Genomic DNA, 13,704 nt, shown 5'->3' on the forward strand with positions numbered 1-13,704 from the left:
AGTCCGGTTCAATACCGTCTTCACACCAGCCAATTAGCTGCGTAATATAAAACTCTAACTTTTAGGGGTCACATCATGACGGGTTTGAGATGGTTTCTTATTAGCGTATGCCGTGAGCGACCATGGCATCGGCCACTTTTAGAAAGCCGGCTACATTAGCACCCATGACTAGATTGCCGGGTTTGCCGAACTTTTCGGCAGCTTCTTTACTGCTAGCATAGATGTTTTTCATGACAAGCTTCAACCGTTCGTCTACTTCCTCTTCCGTCCACGCAAGACGCATACTATTTTGAGACATTTCCATCGCTGACACGGCAACTCCGCCTGCATTAGCCGCTTTTGCTGGAGCAAATAGAATTCCGTTCTCGATAAAAATATTGATTGCTTCAATCGTACAAGGCATATTCGCACCTTCACCGAGTGCTTTCAAACCATTGCCAATGAGCATATGAGCAGCGATTTCATCGATTTCGTTTTGCGTCGCACAAGGTAAAGCGATATCACAAGGGATTGACCAAATCGCTGAGCAATCGTCATGATAGACAGCTTCAGGGTGATCTTTTACATATTCGGATATCCTTTTCTGCTCAACTTCTTTTAACCTTTTCACCGTATCAAGGTTCAAACCATTCTTGTCGTAAATATAACCCGCCGAGTCGCTACAGGCGACAACAGTCGCTCCAAGTTGTTGCGCTTTTTCAATTGCATACGTCGACACATTTCCTGAACCGGAAACAACTACTTTGCTACCTTTAAATGAAAGACTGTTCTCATTCAACATCTCTTCGACGAAATAGATTGTGCCATAACCAGTCGCTTCCTTACGACCAAGAGATCCGCCATGATTTGGATCTTTTCCTGTTAGCACGCCCGCTTCGTATCCACCCTTCAACCGGTTATACTGGCCGAACATATATCCTATTTCTCGTTTCCCAACACCGATATCTCCAGCAGGCACATCGATATCTGGCCCGATATACTTACTCAATTCAGTCATGAAGCTTTGTGTAAAGCGCATGATTTCTCTTTCTGATTTCCCTTTTGGATCAAAATCAGATCCGCCTTTCCCTGCGCCAATAGGAAGACCGGTCAATGCGTTTTTAAAAATTTGTTCGAAAGCGAGGAATTTCATAATACTGGTATTTACGGAAGGATGGAAACGGATGCCGCCTTTGTATGGGCCGAGGTCGCTGTTAAACTGTACACGAAAACCGCGGTTGACATGGACTTTTCCTTTGTCGTCTTCCCAAGAGACGCGGAAAGAGATAATACGCTCCGGTTCTGTAATTCGTTCCAAAATTCCATTGCGGATATATTCCGGATGTTTGGCAAAGACCGGTCGTAGTGAATCGAAAATTTCCCTTGTCGCCTGTAAAAATTCTTTTTCATCTGGATTTCTCTTTTTAATCAATTCATACACCTCGTGCACATAATCATTTGCACGACTGCGGTTTTCTTGAGTGGATTCCATTTTAGTCAATTGCCTCATCCCTTTCATTCTTTCATTAACATCTCATCACCTATAGCTAAATAGATATGTAGAAATCTATTTTACCATATTCAGAAGATTAATATTTCAAAATCATTTCTTCGTTTGTACTAGTATTACCGAAAATTCGAATACATTCAACCTATTTTTCATTTTTATTCACTCGAACATTTATTATTTATCGTAATAACAAATTCCTGTCGAAACAATATTTGGTAAAATAAAATCATTTACAACACTCTGAACATATAATATTATTGAGACTATCCAAAAGCCCATAAAACAGTTATTGGAAAACTACAATGAAGAGAAAGAGGAGATGCTTTATGAACTTCAAAAAAATGCTACGTACCGTTATTGGAGCCAACCTGGCTATACTCATGACACTTGCATTCCTACCTGCTCTACTAATCAATCCTGATGTAGATATTTTCCAGAGCGTCATAAATTACATTTCAAAAGATTAATAAAAATGAAAAAGGCCGTATGTGCAATGTTTGCACGTATGGCCTTTCTAGTTATTTACCTTTTTTAATTATGAAATTATCAGTGAGTAATAACCAGTTTTGTGGGAAAGCTAATCCCAATTTCCAATACATCATTCCACGCAATTTAAATTCCTTCAACAAATTGAATTTTGCTTGAATGCTGCGAGCATCTTCAAACCAGACATCATGTCGTACACCTTCATTATCCCAATATAAGAAGTATGGTGCTTGCGCGATCGGATCATACTGGATATTGGCATTTTGACGAATAGCTAAGTTGACAGCCTGCCATGGGCTTAGTGCTTTTGCAGGAACGTCGGTTTCGGGTGGATAGGGATATTTCCAGTCATATCCATACAAGTTTTGACCGAGAAAGATTTTCTCTCGTGGTATTTGACTTACGGCAAATTCTACAACTTTTCGTACTTGATTAATCGGACTTACTGCTTGAGGCTCACTGTATGAATATCCCCACTCATATGTCATTAATGTGACGAAATCGCAAATTTCACCATGCGCTTTATAGTCAATTCCACCATAAATCCCCGTAGTACTAGCTGAAGTCTTTGGAGCTAATGCAGTTGATAATGTTAAACCTACAGGTCGGAAACGAGCTCGCGCATTTTTCAAAAAAGCATTATACAGTTCTCTATCTGTCGGCTTAATAAATTCGAAATCGAAATGGACATCAGAATAGCCGACTTTCTTTGCAGTTCGAACGATATTTTCGAATAATCGGTTTTGAACGACCATGTCGGTGAAAAGGACATGCGCAAGATCTGCATTAAATGCGAAATTTTCCAGATTACTGATAACCATCGCATTCATCACATTTGCGGTTGATGCAATTGTCGGAATTTCACCAAGCGGCGGTTCTTTCAAAGAACCATCCCGTTGTGCTTCGTAACTGAACATACCTAAATACGTCAAATCATCGACGCGTGCAATCACTTCCTCTGTTAATTCCTGCATAATTGCTTCGCGTGGTTCAACATATAGAAATGTCTCAATTTCTTTTTTGATACGTTTAGGGATGTACAACCGCTGTCCAATTTGTAATATGCTTCCCGGATTTATGCCATTAATTCGTGCCAAGTTTTCAACCGTAGTTCCATAAAGCTTGGAAATGGTGTACAAAGATTGACCGGGCTGTACCCAATGATAACTACCATTTATCGGTATAACTAGTGCTTGACCGACCACAATCTTTGATGGATCAACCAACTTATTTGCTTCAGCTATTTCTTCATACGCTACCCCGTATGCCTGTCCAATACCATATAAACTCTGTCCTTGTTGCACCACATGGATTTGCATTGTCATCCTCTGCCTTTCATTGACAAAATGCCTTTACTCCATGCTATTATCCAAGCTGTCTGAATATGCATGATGGGTATTAATAACATACATATTCTTGCTGTAACGCGCCATGCTACATCTGATTTTAAATATTGCCTTATAAGGAGGATATAGCGTGACTCAAAACCAATTTGGAGAAATGCATCAAAATATGCACACTGGCTCCGTTCCCACAGACATGAATCATGGTGGACACGAATTGTTTGACGTGCATGAAGCACTTTCAGGTGTAATCGCCTCTTTGAACCAGGCGATGCTTTTAAGACCCTATGTTCAAGACCCGGAACTATTGGATATTATCGATAGGCAATACCGTTTTACCCTGGATGAATACAACATTACAGTGGAGTGCTTCAAATCAGGCACTGATCCGTCTCATCCGACAGGTAGCTACAAAATGAAAGAAGGTAACGATTTCATATATGGTATGAAACCGTCACAACCAAAAAAACCTTTACAAAATGCTAATGAAGTTAATGATGAAATAATTTCAGGATTCCTGCTCGGTTCAGCTAAAGCTAACGCTACTATGAAGGCTGCCACTTCTTTGGAAACGACAAATCCGGTTGTTAGACGCGTACTGGCAGACTCCATACCGAACTGCATTGAAATGGCATATGAATTGTCTATCTATCAGAATAAACATCACTATTACCAAGTTCCACAATTGGCCCAACAGGATATGCAACAGTTATTGAACGCATTTGCTCCCTCACAAGGCCAACCAAGCATGCCCGACCATACGATCCAATAAGAAAAGCTGTCCGGTCAAATTACTGATCGGACAGCTTTTCTATTTTACAATGCTTTATTGATAAAAGCTGATGGAATTTCCGTTTCAAACTTCATCACTTCAGCCGTTACAGGATGTACAATCGTAATGGATGTTGCATGCAGTCCCAGTCTTTTTAATGGATTCACAGAGGAGCCATATTTCTTATCCCCGACAACTGGATGGCCAATCTCTTCCATATGAACACGTATCTGATTTTTCCTACCTGTTTCCAGCTCAATCTCAAGAAGCGTATATCTTTGGTTGTGTCTTACTTTACGAAAATGGGTAATCGCAAGCTGACCGCCATTGTCTGTCGGATTCGAATACACTTTAAATGTTCTCGTCTCCTTGAGCCACGACTTCACTGTACCTTTTTCCCTCTTCACATTGCCTTCGACAAGCGCTGTGTAAATGCGTTCTTTCGCCATTTCCTCCCAATTATCTTGCAGTTTCATTTTAACTTCTTCACTTTTCGCGAATAACAACACACCCGATGTATCTCTGTCCAAGCGATGAACAATGAATACACGATCTTTAGGATTTTGCTTTTTCACGTAGGACGATACTTCACTAAATGCAGTCTTCTCATCTTTGTTTTTAGCAGCCATCGATAATAGACCTGCTTCTTTATCAATAACGATGATTGCATCGTCTTCATACAAAATTGTCAACCCCGTAATCATGCTTTCATTCAACGCTGTTTTATTCGAAAGAATTTCAACTTGTTGACCTACATGTAATTTGTAATTATGTTTTGTAATGGAACGTCCATCGACAAACACTTGTCCTCTTGTCAATATGGACTTAACTGAATTCCGGCTATTTTTTTTCATATTTTTAAGTAAAAAAGGCAATAACTCAGCCTCTTCAATTACTTTATACTGTTGTGAACTCTCTCTTTTTTTGGCTTGGTTTGTCTTCATATTCGTCTCCTCACTCTCTATGCTCTATTATCGTTAAATTGCTCTTCGATTACAAACACTGTATCATCATAATTAAAGCTTTTTGTTTCGTAAAAAAAGGGGCGATAATATGAAAGTAGCAATTTTCGACTTCGATGGCACGCTTTACGCCAATGAAACCTTCCAATTATTGATGCAACATTTAAAACATCATCCAAAATATAGCCAGGAATACAAATCGTTCTACAGACAGATTCTCCCTTTATATATAGGGTACAAATCAAAAATCGTACCTGAAAAGACGATGAAAGAACGCTCCATGCAACTTTACATTAATGCTTTGGGTTCATTGGACAAATCTAGTCAAAAAGAATACTTCTCGGAATTAAAAGATGCAATGCGGAATGACTTCAACGAAGACGTCGTAGAACGCATCAATCAGCATAAAAAGGACGGAACGCACATTATGCTTGTCTCTGGCGCATACACACCTTTGTTGAATGCTGTAACAAATGAGCTTCCCTTTAATGATATCATTGGAACTGAAATTCCATACATAGCAGATGGTCAGTTCGATAAGCAGAAAAAAATCTATCATATCCAAGGAAAACGTAAAAATGAAATGATTATGAAAGCATTAGCAGGAAAAGATATAGACTGGGCGAATAGCTTTGCTTACGGAGACAGCTATTCCGACTTGCCTGTACTTGAGCTAGTCGGAAATCCGATTGCTGTTAAACCGGAGAAACGATTACACACTCTCGCCAAAGAACGTCACTGGGAAGTGCTGTAACTCATTATGACACCATTTTAAGTCCGACGACTCCTATAACAATTAATACAACACTGGCAATTCGACCAATGCTCTTTGATTCTCCGAAAAAAACCATATTAATGAGTACTGCACCTGCTGTTCCGATTCCAATCCAAACGGCGTATGCTGTGCTCACCTGCAAATAATTGAAAGACAAATAAAGCAATGCGAATGCGCCACCAAAACCTCCTCCAAAAAGTAGGAGGTTTTTCATATTCTTTTTCTCATTATATTTATTTAATCCAATGACTCCGATGAACTCGCTTGCTGCAGCGAGCATAACTAATAGCCAACCCATCAATTAACAATCCCTTTCTTTGCTTTCTTTTCCTCCATATCATCCGCTACCTTTAGTCCAATAACACCAATTAATAAGATGAATATAAAGAAGATCTTGCTGCCGCTTAATGTTTCATGGAAAAAGAATACATCCATCAAAGCAGTCCCTACTGTACCGATAGCTGCGAAAACAGCATAGACGGTACCCGTTGGTAAATTTTCGCAAGCCTTTGCCAAGTAATGAAAATCGATAATAATGAACAAAACAATAGGAATCCAATGCCACCAGACACTCGCCACGTTGAAACCAAATATCCAAACCAATTCAAAAAAACTTGTCATTGCTACATAAAACCAAGACTTATTCATTATTATTCTCCTCACTTTTGTGACTGACTGTCATTCATTAAAGAACAACGTGTTGTTTTTTATAAAGCTGCTACCACTTATTTAATGGATAGCGCATGCTTTAAAAATTCCTTCACTTCTTTTTTCTGAACAATCGCTTCATCTTCTTTGTCAGTATCGTATAAGTAAATCTGTTCGGCAGCAGATTCCACTAGACCGATAATTAGCCTTGCTGTTCGTTCAGGGTTCACAGAGCCGCGAATCACTTCATCGTCTATCGCTCGCTTCAAACTACCACTAATCCATTCATAGAAAGGTGCATACACCGTTTCCCAATTTTTCAAGTGTTCAGTTGAAGCCAATCCAGCATAAATAAGTGCTTGAATTTCGTGGTATTCTTCATTCACTTCAAAAATCGCATCGACAAGCTGATTCAATCTTTTTGGAAAAGTCTCCTCTTCTGACACACGTTCTTTAACGATTTCAAGTGTTTTTGCAACCATCACTTCCGCAATTGCTGGCATTAATGATAACTTTGACGGAAAATATAAATAGAAAGTGCCTTGTGCAATACCTGCCACTTTCACGATATCTGATATTTTAGTCTTCTCAATTCCTTGTTGACGAAACACTTCAATAGCCGCTTCTACTATTCGTTCTTTTTTGTTCAAAGTATCCCTCCGCTCAATGAATGACTGTCATTCATTTATAATACCATAAAAAACTTCCTTTCACATCCGTTTTGAAAAATATTTTTTTCACATACTAAAAGCATTAATAATGAATATGTAAGCGGTACCATTCACATAATAGTGGGATTTCATAGATTATTTAGCTTGATTTACGATTGATTACCTGTTAATAATTTGTATTATACAATCATCACATAGGAATGGAGAGGACGTTAATGGATAGGGGTTATCATTCGGCTTTGGAAATGCATGGATTGCATAAAGGGAAGATGGAAATTGTATCTACAGTACCACTAGAAAATGCAGCTGATCTAAGTTTAGCCTATTCACCGGGTGTTGCTGAGCCCTGTCTGGAAATTGCAAAAGACCGCAAAACCGTTTTCGATTATACGATTAAAGGAAACCTTGTCGCTGTAGTTACTGATGGCACAGCCGTTTTAGGCTTAGGCGATATCGGTCCGGAGGCTGCGTTGCCCGTAATGGAAGGCAAAGCGCTATTGCTTAAGCGGTTTGCAGATGTCGACGCCTTCCCAATCTGTCTCGGAACGAAAGATGTGAAAGAGATTATCCAAACGGTAAAATCGATAAGTCCTACTTTCGGCGGCATCAATCTGGAAGACATTTCCGCACCCCGCTGCTTTGAAATTGAAAGGCGTCTGCGGGAAGAATGTGATATCCCCGTCTTCCATGATGATCAGCACGGAACAGCGATAGTCGTTGCAGCAGGTCTGATTAATGCATTCAAACTGATTGAGAAAGATCTGTCCAATGCAAAAATCGTCGTCAACGGTGCTGGAGCTGCAGGAATTGCAATCGTTAAACATCTTACGACACTCGGCTGCCGCCACATCATCCTTTGTGACTCAAAAGGTACGATCCATAAGAACCGAACACACGGCATGAATCCAGTTAAACTTGAAATGGCACACATCACAAATCCTTTTGGAGTAACCGGGAGCTTGTCTGACGCATTATATGATGCGGATGTCTTCATCGGTGTATCCGTCGCTAACCTGTTGACGGAAGCGATGATCCAGTCCATGAGTGATTCACCTGTCTTATTCGCTTTGGCAAATCCTATACCTGAAATCATGCCAAACCTCGCAAAACAATTCGGAGCATTCATTATCGCTACGGGACGTTCTGATTATCCGAATCAAGTGAATAACGTGCTCGCTTTTCCTGGGATTTTTAGAGGAGCCCTTGACGTTCGCGCAAGAGATATCAATGAAGAGATGAAAATGGCCGCTACCTATGCAATTGCTTCATTGATCGATGAAAAAGATCTTAACGCGGATTACATCATCCCCGATCCTTTTGATGATCGCGTCGTCAATGCCGTTGCACAAGCAGTTGCTGAAGCCGCAATCAAAACAGGCACAGCATCACTTTCTGCTATGCCTGTAGGTTAATTAATCATTCACCTGTTTTCTCATCAACATGAAGCGATCCATCACCTTGAATTTCAGCATAATAGACCTGTTCAATTGTACCGATACCTTTTTTCTTTAATTGATCATACACCCATTCCTCTGTGAGTTTCAACTCGGTCAAGTTTTCTTTAATCAACTTCCCATCAGAGATAATTTCAGTCGGAATATATTTAGGTTCTTTGCCAGGAGCTTTGACATCTTGTCGAGTAGCAGGTTCCTGGCTTGCTTTTTTTAAAATACTTAACTCTCCGTTCGTTTCAAGGATGGCATAATTGACGTCCGTTATTGAAAAGACTCCTTGCTCGCGTAGCATCATGTTAAGATCATTCAACGTAAAACGCGCTTTCTTCAAGCCTTGTTCACTTATTTTACCTTTCAATATTAAAATTGTCGGCTTGTCGTCAAGCAATTTCCTCGCCTTAAAGGATTTAATTGTCAACAGATTCACAAATACTGTCAACAAAGCCCACCATATTAATGAAATAGTTCCATTGAAAAAATGTGTTTCGGAGTTCACAGAAATTTCTGCCGCGATGGATCCTATCGTAATACCCGTGACATAATGGAAAAAAGTCAATTGCGAAATTTGTTTCTTTCCCATCACTCTTGCAAGAATCAGAAGAACAATGAAAGCAGTTGTTGTTCTAATAATCATTTCCCAAAAATCCACTTTTAACCAATCAGGCATGTTCAATGCACCTCCATTACACTGTAGTGTGTAACAGAAGGATTGGTTTATACTATCTGTTTGGAGGAGTAAAGCATTCTCCCAAACCTTACTTAATTATAATCGAGATTTGAACGGGCTAGCTTTAAATATAATACTCATCGTATAAGAGCAATTTATTTTTTGTTTATAAATTCTTTCCAAGCGGTGATGCCGCCTTTCAATACGACTACATCATATGCACGTTCGGCGAGAACGTTCGCACATTTTGTTGCTGAGTTTCCAGTCGTACATGTAATGATTAGCTTTTGATTTATTGGTAACGTCGATATGTTTTGTTCCGATTCGTCTTCCAGCCTAAAAATCTCTGTTTTAGGTATATTTAAACCCGACACATTAGCGTTCTCAATATGAAAGTCTTTATATTTTTCTTCAGCCCGTACATCCACAAGTACAAGTTCTTCTTGTGCATTCATTTTCTCGAATAATTCTTCAGGTGTAATCGTTTTTACCGCCATTTTCTTTTCCTCCTCAGTTATAAACGACTCGATGTCAACCTCTCTTTTCATCTAGCCAACGCTTACAATGTGACCAATTAGAATCCTATAAATTTTAATTTCCTTCAAAAACTAGCCCCCATTCTGGTAGATACTATATCACCTAATTACTTTGAACTTACTTTCTCTTTAAATCATTTGAAATCCAGCTAACTGCATCAACCAAATCATTTGCTATGTAATCTGGTTCTACATCCTTCCAATTCTCACGGTGAGTGGTAAGTGAACCTTCTCCCCAGCCTGTTTTGACTAGAACTTTCTTGGTTCCAGCTAGGTTGGCAGCTAACATATCTGAATTTCCCGTATCACCTACAACATAGCACTCATTCAGATTTAAATTGTATTTTTCTTTTGCTTTTATCAGCAAACCAATCTTTGGCTTTTGACATTCACAGCCATCTTCAGGCTTGTGCGGACAATAAAATATATCATCTAAAAAAGCTGATTGCTTCACCAAGTCTTCTTTCATTATTTCGAAACCCTTTATTAATTCATCCTCAGTAAAGTATCCTCTTCCCACTCTTGTTTGGTTTGTATACAGAAATACTTTTAGTCCTAAGTCATTAAGTACTTTTATAGCATCCGGTGCAAATTCATACAATGAGAATTCAAATGGATGAACTCCACCACCAGTTCCACCAATTGTTCCATCACGGTCTAGAAATACTGCTTTCATCACAAAATCCCTCCATACAGTCAGGTCTATAATTCTCCTTATTTTACATTCTCTCTATTGCACAATTTGACCCGTTCGAAGCACAAACCTTAAACCGCTAAATCACCCGATTACGACATTACTTTTCAATCTGCTGTATCAAAAGTTTTAAATCCTCAAGATAGACGTGGTTAATCGCTTTAATTTCAGACAAAGACTTCCAATCTGCTTCAGCAATTAGTTCATCAGGATCATTTATTCCGCTACTTTCACCAATCTTTTCTACCCTAAAATAATATGTGCTGAACCTGACCAACTTTTCATGCTCATATCCCCCGCTTCAAAAACCTAATATTAAATCACCCTGGTGGCTGTTAAATGACCCATTCACTTGATCCTAGTAGAAAGTATTACAAACGTATCCTTTAGCGAAAGAAGACGGCATATATTATTAAGCCTAGTATTATTAAAAGAATCATTATTCCAGCGCCTTTCCAACCTAAGCCACCTACTAAATCAGAAAGCCCACTTCCGTGCATACTGCTAGCTTGATGTTTTAGTTCCTTCTGCCTCAATCTTTCTCGTAGTTCTTCAGGAGTTTCGTTTTCACTACCCATTTTACCACTCCTTAATTTTAATTAGAGTGTAAAAAAATTGGTCCGATTAAGCATGATCTTATTCATTTATTGTCCTCGATGATTGAAGATATGACTTTACAAAGTATCTTTGTAAAGCTTTGCATAAACACAAGTATCCGTTAAGCTACTACCATCTGCCGATAAATCGGCATCCTTTAAAGTACCTTCTAATCTAAACCCTAATTTCTCAGGGATTGAACGACTCTTTAAATTAGTAGATTCACATCTAATTTCTATTCTTCTAAATTTCATTAGATTGAAACCTATTTCAGTTACACTTTTTACAGCTTCTAGCATATACCCGTTACCACTCTGTTTCGTATTGATCCAATAACCTATCTGACATTTTGGTACATCCCAATTAACATCTTCAAAACTTACAACACCTATAAAGTCTTTAGAGGAATTATTAAAAATTAGATAACGAAAACCATCTCTTTTCAAAAATTTTATATAAGCCTCTCTTAGATTTATTTCTGTTTCTTCAACAGTTGGTGTAGTTTGTGCAAATGGCAGCCAAGTCTTTAATTGATTCATAGAATCCTTTATCGCTTGATTGACAATACTACTGTCAACCGATTGCCTTGGTACTCGTAAAATTAGTCTTTCCGTTTCAAATCGGAGGGGGATATCCAATAATAAAGGATTCATTTCCAGTTCACCTTGCCTTTAACTTTTTATAAGACAGTCCAACCCACTAATCAAAATCACACAATTCTCGCACTGTTCAGATAAGAAGTTTTGTCACTATCGGCCCCTTTTCTCGAACAAGATTCTATTTAATTAATTAGAATAGGTATTTACATATTTTTCACAATAGTTATAAAACCCATACCGATTCATACACATTATTTTCTCGAGATTTTCATGAGTATCAAATATCTCCGATTTATTAATAATCAAACAGATCAATAAGTAATGGCAGTTCCTTCAAATCATTAATTATGAAATCTGCATCAACATCATCCCAATGAAGGTCTTTTTTCCAAATTCCTTTCATCCCGATATTTTGTGAAGCCTTTACATCATTTTCAGGATGATCTCCAACAAATACACTTTGCTTAGGTAATACATTTAGTTGATCTAAAGCCCGTTTAAAAATTTCAGGGTCTGGTTTTTTTATTCCTTCCCATTCAGATACTAATATCACATCAAAATAGTTTTCAATTCCTAAAGCCTTAATATTTTCCATTTGGAATTGTCCATAACCATTTGTAATCATTCCTAGAAGAATATTTTTACTCTTTAAATCTTCTAGCATCTGAATTAGATTATCAAAAGGAACACAGTGGAACCTAAATTCACTGATGTAATCTTGAAGCAATTCCTCCCAAGTGATTTCGGAAATATTAAATTCCTTAGTTAATTGTTGATATACCTTATCTTTCCAAACATATCCACGATTGTCGATTTCAATAAATCGTGTAATATATTTATCTTTTGGTATATGACCAACCCATTTATTTAATCGTTCATATTGGTTGTCGATGAACCCCTTGACTGAATCATCTCGATTTAACAAAGTTCCATCTAAATCAAATAGGACAGCCTTAATCATCTCTCCATCTCCCTACTATTGTTTTTACATTAATTCAACTAAATGTCCTGATTGATGAAAGAACGATAATATGTAATATACTCTCCGTTGCTGTAGTGCAGGCGTCGAATTGGATTGAGGTTAAGCACGTATAAAGTTATTGAACCACTTTCTACTATAAATTATTTTCACTCCGATATTTCACAAGGTCCAGGTGCTCCCATACTTTATATAACTGTTCTTCTTTTAGGATCTTCCAAGGGTTGAATATCGTTTGGCCGTGCTTATTAAAATACAGACCGTCACCTATGTAATAAGCTGCATGCTGAACGGTATCATTTTTATCTTTCCAGATTACTATATCCCCTTCATTCATACCTTCACCCTCATATTCCTGATACGCATACTGGCTCAAAGTCTCTAAAAATGTTTTTTGATGTACCCATTCGTGAATAAACCATTCTTGTTTCCCTTTTGAAATTGCATACAAAACAGCCGCCAAACAATTAGAACCTTGTTTATAACCAAATGTATTCGCATATGGTTTTAGAAAACCCGGCATTGTGGGAGGAGCCGCTTCACAATCTCCGTTATCCCACCACTCATAAACCATTTTATTAAGCAACTGTCCTTTAACTATAAAATCAAGGTTCTCCCACATTTCTCGCTGAATGAAAATACGCTTATCCACAATATAGTTAGGAGGTATTTTTTCTAATTCATTTACAAAATCAATAGGCACTACAAGACCTCGCGCACATTCTATTTGCGCATTAAAAATGATAGCCTGCTCATCGGCAGATCTGCTTCCAATCCAACTCTTATCAGCAATAAGCACATACTGTGCATTTTTTATGTTCCAGTACAAGTAGCTATTCACATAGTCGATTTGCTTATATGTACTGTGGTTAAAAAACTCATCAATTGGCATCAACAGTACATCTAAAATATCAATTTGGTGATTTAAGAAATCGTTTGTCAAAAAGAACAAGTCTTTATTGGGCACGAGATTTTCAATCCATGCCTCTAAATTTTTTTGTGTTGGTTTAATCTTCAATTTAATTTCCTCCA

17 protein-coding genes are annotated in these 13,704 nt (G+C 38.1%); 3 read left to right on the forward strand and 14 right to left on the reverse strand.

What is annotated here, in order from left to right:
• Positions 1 to 100: 100 nt before the first annotated feature.
• Entirely contained in the window at positions 101 to 1,471 is a 1,371-nt protein-coding gene (gene gdhA / locus H9649_RS17145; protein WP_191696153.1) for an NADP-specific glutamate dehydrogenase, read from the reverse strand.
• Positions 1,472 to 2,007: 536 nt separating this feature from the next.
• Positions 2,008 to 3,294: a LysM peptidoglycan-binding domain-containing protein gene (locus H9649_RS17150; protein ID WP_191696127.1), complete on the reverse strand. Its 1,287-nt coding sequence runs from the start codon at positions 3,292 to 3,294 to the stop codon at positions 2,008 to 2,010.
• A gap of 157 nt (positions 3,295 to 3,451) precedes the next feature.
• Here H9649_RS17150 and H9649_RS17155 point away from each other — a divergent pair, with 157 nt between their 5' ends.
• The gene (locus H9649_RS17155; protein WP_318241715.1) at positions 3,452 to 4,090 is read left to right on the forward strand and encodes a spore coat protein; all 639 of its coding nucleotides are present in this window, start codon (positions 3,452 to 3,454) and stop codon (positions 4,088 to 4,090) included.
• Between the two features lie 44 nt (positions 4,091 to 4,134).
• Here H9649_RS17155 and H9649_RS17160 read toward each other — a convergent pair whose 3' ends face one another.
• Positions 4,135 to 5,034 carry an RluA family pseudouridine synthase gene (locus H9649_RS17160; protein WP_191696128.1) on the reverse strand — a complete coding sequence of 300 codons (900 nt, stop codon included), beginning with the start codon at positions 5,032 to 5,034 and terminating at the stop codon, positions 4,135 to 4,137.
• Positions 5,035 to 5,143: 109 nt separating this feature from the next.
• On the opposite strand from H9649_RS17160, the gene H9649_RS17165 reads away from it, so the two are divergent.
• Positions 5,144 to 5,806, forward strand: a complete 663-nt coding sequence (locus H9649_RS17165) for an HAD family hydrolase (protein WP_191696129.1) — start codon at positions 5,144 to 5,146, stop codon at positions 5,804 to 5,806.
• 4 nt (positions 5,807 to 5,810) lie between these two features.
• Here H9649_RS17165 and H9649_RS17170 read toward each other — a convergent pair whose 3' ends face one another.
• The 3 genes from H9649_RS17170 to H9649_RS17180 all read right to left on the reverse strand — a co-directional run bounded on the left by H9649_RS17170 (position 5,811) and on the right by H9649_RS17180 (position 7,125).
• Positions 5,811 to 6,125 (reverse strand): DMT family transporter, encoded by a 315-nt coding sequence (locus H9649_RS17170; protein ID WP_191696130.1) that lies wholly within the window; start codon positions 6,123 to 6,125, stop codon positions 5,811 to 5,813.
• The gene (locus H9649_RS17175) at positions 6,125 to 6,475 is read right to left on the reverse strand and encodes a DMT family transporter (protein ID WP_191696131.1); all 351 of its coding nucleotides are present in this window, start codon (positions 6,473 to 6,475) and stop codon (positions 6,125 to 6,127) included. Before H9649_RS17175 ends, H9649_RS17170 begins: the two co-directional genes overlap by 1 nt.
• A 77-nt stretch (positions 6,476 to 6,552) precedes the next feature.
• A complete protein-coding gene (locus H9649_RS17180; RefSeq protein ID WP_191696132.1) occupies positions 6,553 to 7,125 on the reverse strand; it encodes a TetR family transcriptional regulator in 573 nt (190 codons plus the stop codon).
• A gap of 236 nt (positions 7,126 to 7,361) precedes the next feature.
• On the opposite strand from H9649_RS17180, the gene H9649_RS17185 reads away from it, so the two are divergent.
• Complete coding sequence (locus tag H9649_RS17185; RefSeq protein ID WP_191696133.1) at positions 7,362 to 8,558, forward strand: NAD(P)-dependent malic enzyme; 1,197 nt, start codon at positions 7,362 to 7,364, stop codon at positions 8,556 to 8,558.
• Positions 8,559 to 8,562: 4 nt separating this feature from the next.
• Here H9649_RS17185 and H9649_RS17190 read toward each other — a convergent pair whose 3' ends face one another.
• The 8 genes from H9649_RS17190 to H9649_RS17225 all read right to left on the reverse strand — a co-directional run bounded on the left by H9649_RS17190 (position 8,563) and on the right by H9649_RS17225 (position 13,690).
• Positions 8,563 to 9,267, reverse strand: a complete 705-nt coding sequence (locus tag H9649_RS17190; protein ID WP_225229974.1) for a DUF421 domain-containing protein — start codon at positions 9,265 to 9,267, stop codon at positions 8,563 to 8,565.
• Positions 9,268 to 9,422: 155 nt separating this feature from the next.
• Positions 9,423 to 9,764, reverse strand: a complete 342-nt coding sequence (locus H9649_RS17195; protein ID WP_191696134.1) for a rhodanese-like domain-containing protein — start codon at positions 9,762 to 9,764, stop codon at positions 9,423 to 9,425.
• A gap of 157 nt (positions 9,765 to 9,921) precedes the next feature.
• Positions 9,922 to 10,479 (reverse strand): D-glycero-alpha-D-manno-heptose-1,7-bisphosphate 7-phosphatase, encoded by a 558-nt coding sequence (locus H9649_RS17200; RefSeq protein ID WP_191696135.1) that lies wholly within the window; start codon positions 10,477 to 10,479, stop codon positions 9,922 to 9,924.
• 118 nt (positions 10,480 to 10,597) lie between these two features.
• Positions 10,598 to 10,774, reverse strand: a complete 177-nt coding sequence (locus H9649_RS17205; protein WP_191696136.1) for a hypothetical protein — start codon at positions 10,772 to 10,774, stop codon at positions 10,598 to 10,600.
• 109 nt (positions 10,775 to 10,883) lie between these two features.
• The gene (locus tag H9649_RS17210) at positions 10,884 to 11,075 is read right to left on the reverse strand and encodes a DUF6366 family protein (protein WP_191696137.1); all 192 of its coding nucleotides are present in this window, start codon (positions 11,073 to 11,075) and stop codon (positions 10,884 to 10,886) included.
• A gap of 96 nt (positions 11,076 to 11,171) precedes the next feature.
• A complete protein-coding gene (locus H9649_RS17215) occupies positions 11,172 to 11,747 on the reverse strand; it encodes a GNAT family N-acetyltransferase (RefSeq protein ID WP_191696138.1) in 576 nt (191 codons plus the stop codon).
• 241 nt (positions 11,748 to 11,988) lie between these two features.
• Entirely contained in the window at positions 11,989 to 12,654 is a 666-nt protein-coding gene (locus H9649_RS17220) for an HAD family hydrolase (RefSeq protein WP_191696139.1), read from the reverse strand.
• Between the two features lie 154 nt (positions 12,655 to 12,808).
• The gene (locus H9649_RS17225; protein ID WP_191696140.1) at positions 12,809 to 13,690 is read right to left on the reverse strand and encodes a hypothetical protein; all 882 of its coding nucleotides are present in this window, start codon (positions 13,688 to 13,690) and stop codon (positions 12,809 to 12,811) included.
• Between the last annotated feature and the right edge of the window lie 14 nt (positions 13,691 to 13,704).

The sequence above is a fragment of the Sporosarcina quadrami genome (genome assembly GCF_014836615.1).
Taxonomy (GTDB): Bacteria; Bacillota; Bacilli; order Bacillales_A; family Planococcaceae; genus Sporosarcina; species Sporosarcina quadrami.

Bases quoted from the DNA above. Each gene is read 5' to 3' on its own strand.
- H9649_RS17195 (WP_191696134.1), bottom strand. From the start codon at position 9,764: ATGGCGGTAAAAACGATTACACCTGAAGAATTATTCGAGAAAATGAAT.
- H9649_RS17215 (WP_191696138.1), bottom strand. From the start codon at position 11,747: ATGAATCCTTTATTATTGGATATCCCCCTCCGATTTGAAACGGAAAGA.
- H9649_RS17175 (WP_191696131.1), bottom strand. From the start codon at position 6,475: ATGAATAAGTCTTGGTTTTATGTAGCAATGACAAGTTTTTTTGAATTG.
- H9649_RS17150 (WP_191696127.1), bottom strand. From the start codon at position 3,294: ATGCAAATCCATGTGGTGCAACAAGGACAGAGTTTATATGGTATTGGA.
- H9649_RS17190 (WP_225229974.1), bottom strand. From the start codon at position 9,267: ATGCCTGATTGGTTAAAAGTGGATTTTTGGGAAATGATTATTAGAACA.
- H9649_RS17220 (WP_191696139.1), bottom strand. From the start codon at position 12,654: ATGATTAAGGCTGTCCTATTTGATTTAGATGGAACTTTGTTAAATCGA.
- H9649_RS17185 (WP_191696133.1), top strand. From the start codon at position 7,362: ATGGATAGGGGTTATCATTCGGCTTTGGAAATGCATGGATTGCATAAA.
- H9649_RS17160 (WP_191696128.1), bottom strand. From the start codon at position 5,034: ATGAAGACAAACCAAGCCAAAAAAAGAGAGAGTTCACAACAGTATAAA.
- H9649_RS17210 (WP_191696137.1), bottom strand. From the start codon at position 11,075: ATGGGTAGTGAAAACGAAACTCCTGAAGAACTACGAGAAAGATTGAGG.
- gdhA (WP_191696153.1), bottom strand. From the start codon at position 1,471: ATGGAATCCACTCAAGAAAACCGCAGTCGTGCAAATGATTATGTGCAC.
- H9649_RS17170 (WP_191696130.1), bottom strand. From the start codon at position 6,125: ATGGGTTGGCTATTAGTTATGCTCGCTGCAGCAAGCGAGTTCATCGGA.
- H9649_RS17200 (WP_191696135.1), bottom strand. From the start codon at position 10,479: ATGAAAGCAGTATTTCTAGACCGTGATGGAACAATTGGTGGAACTGGT.
- H9649_RS17165 (WP_191696129.1), top strand. From the start codon at position 5,144: ATGAAAGTAGCAATTTTCGACTTCGATGGCACGCTTTACGCCAATGAA.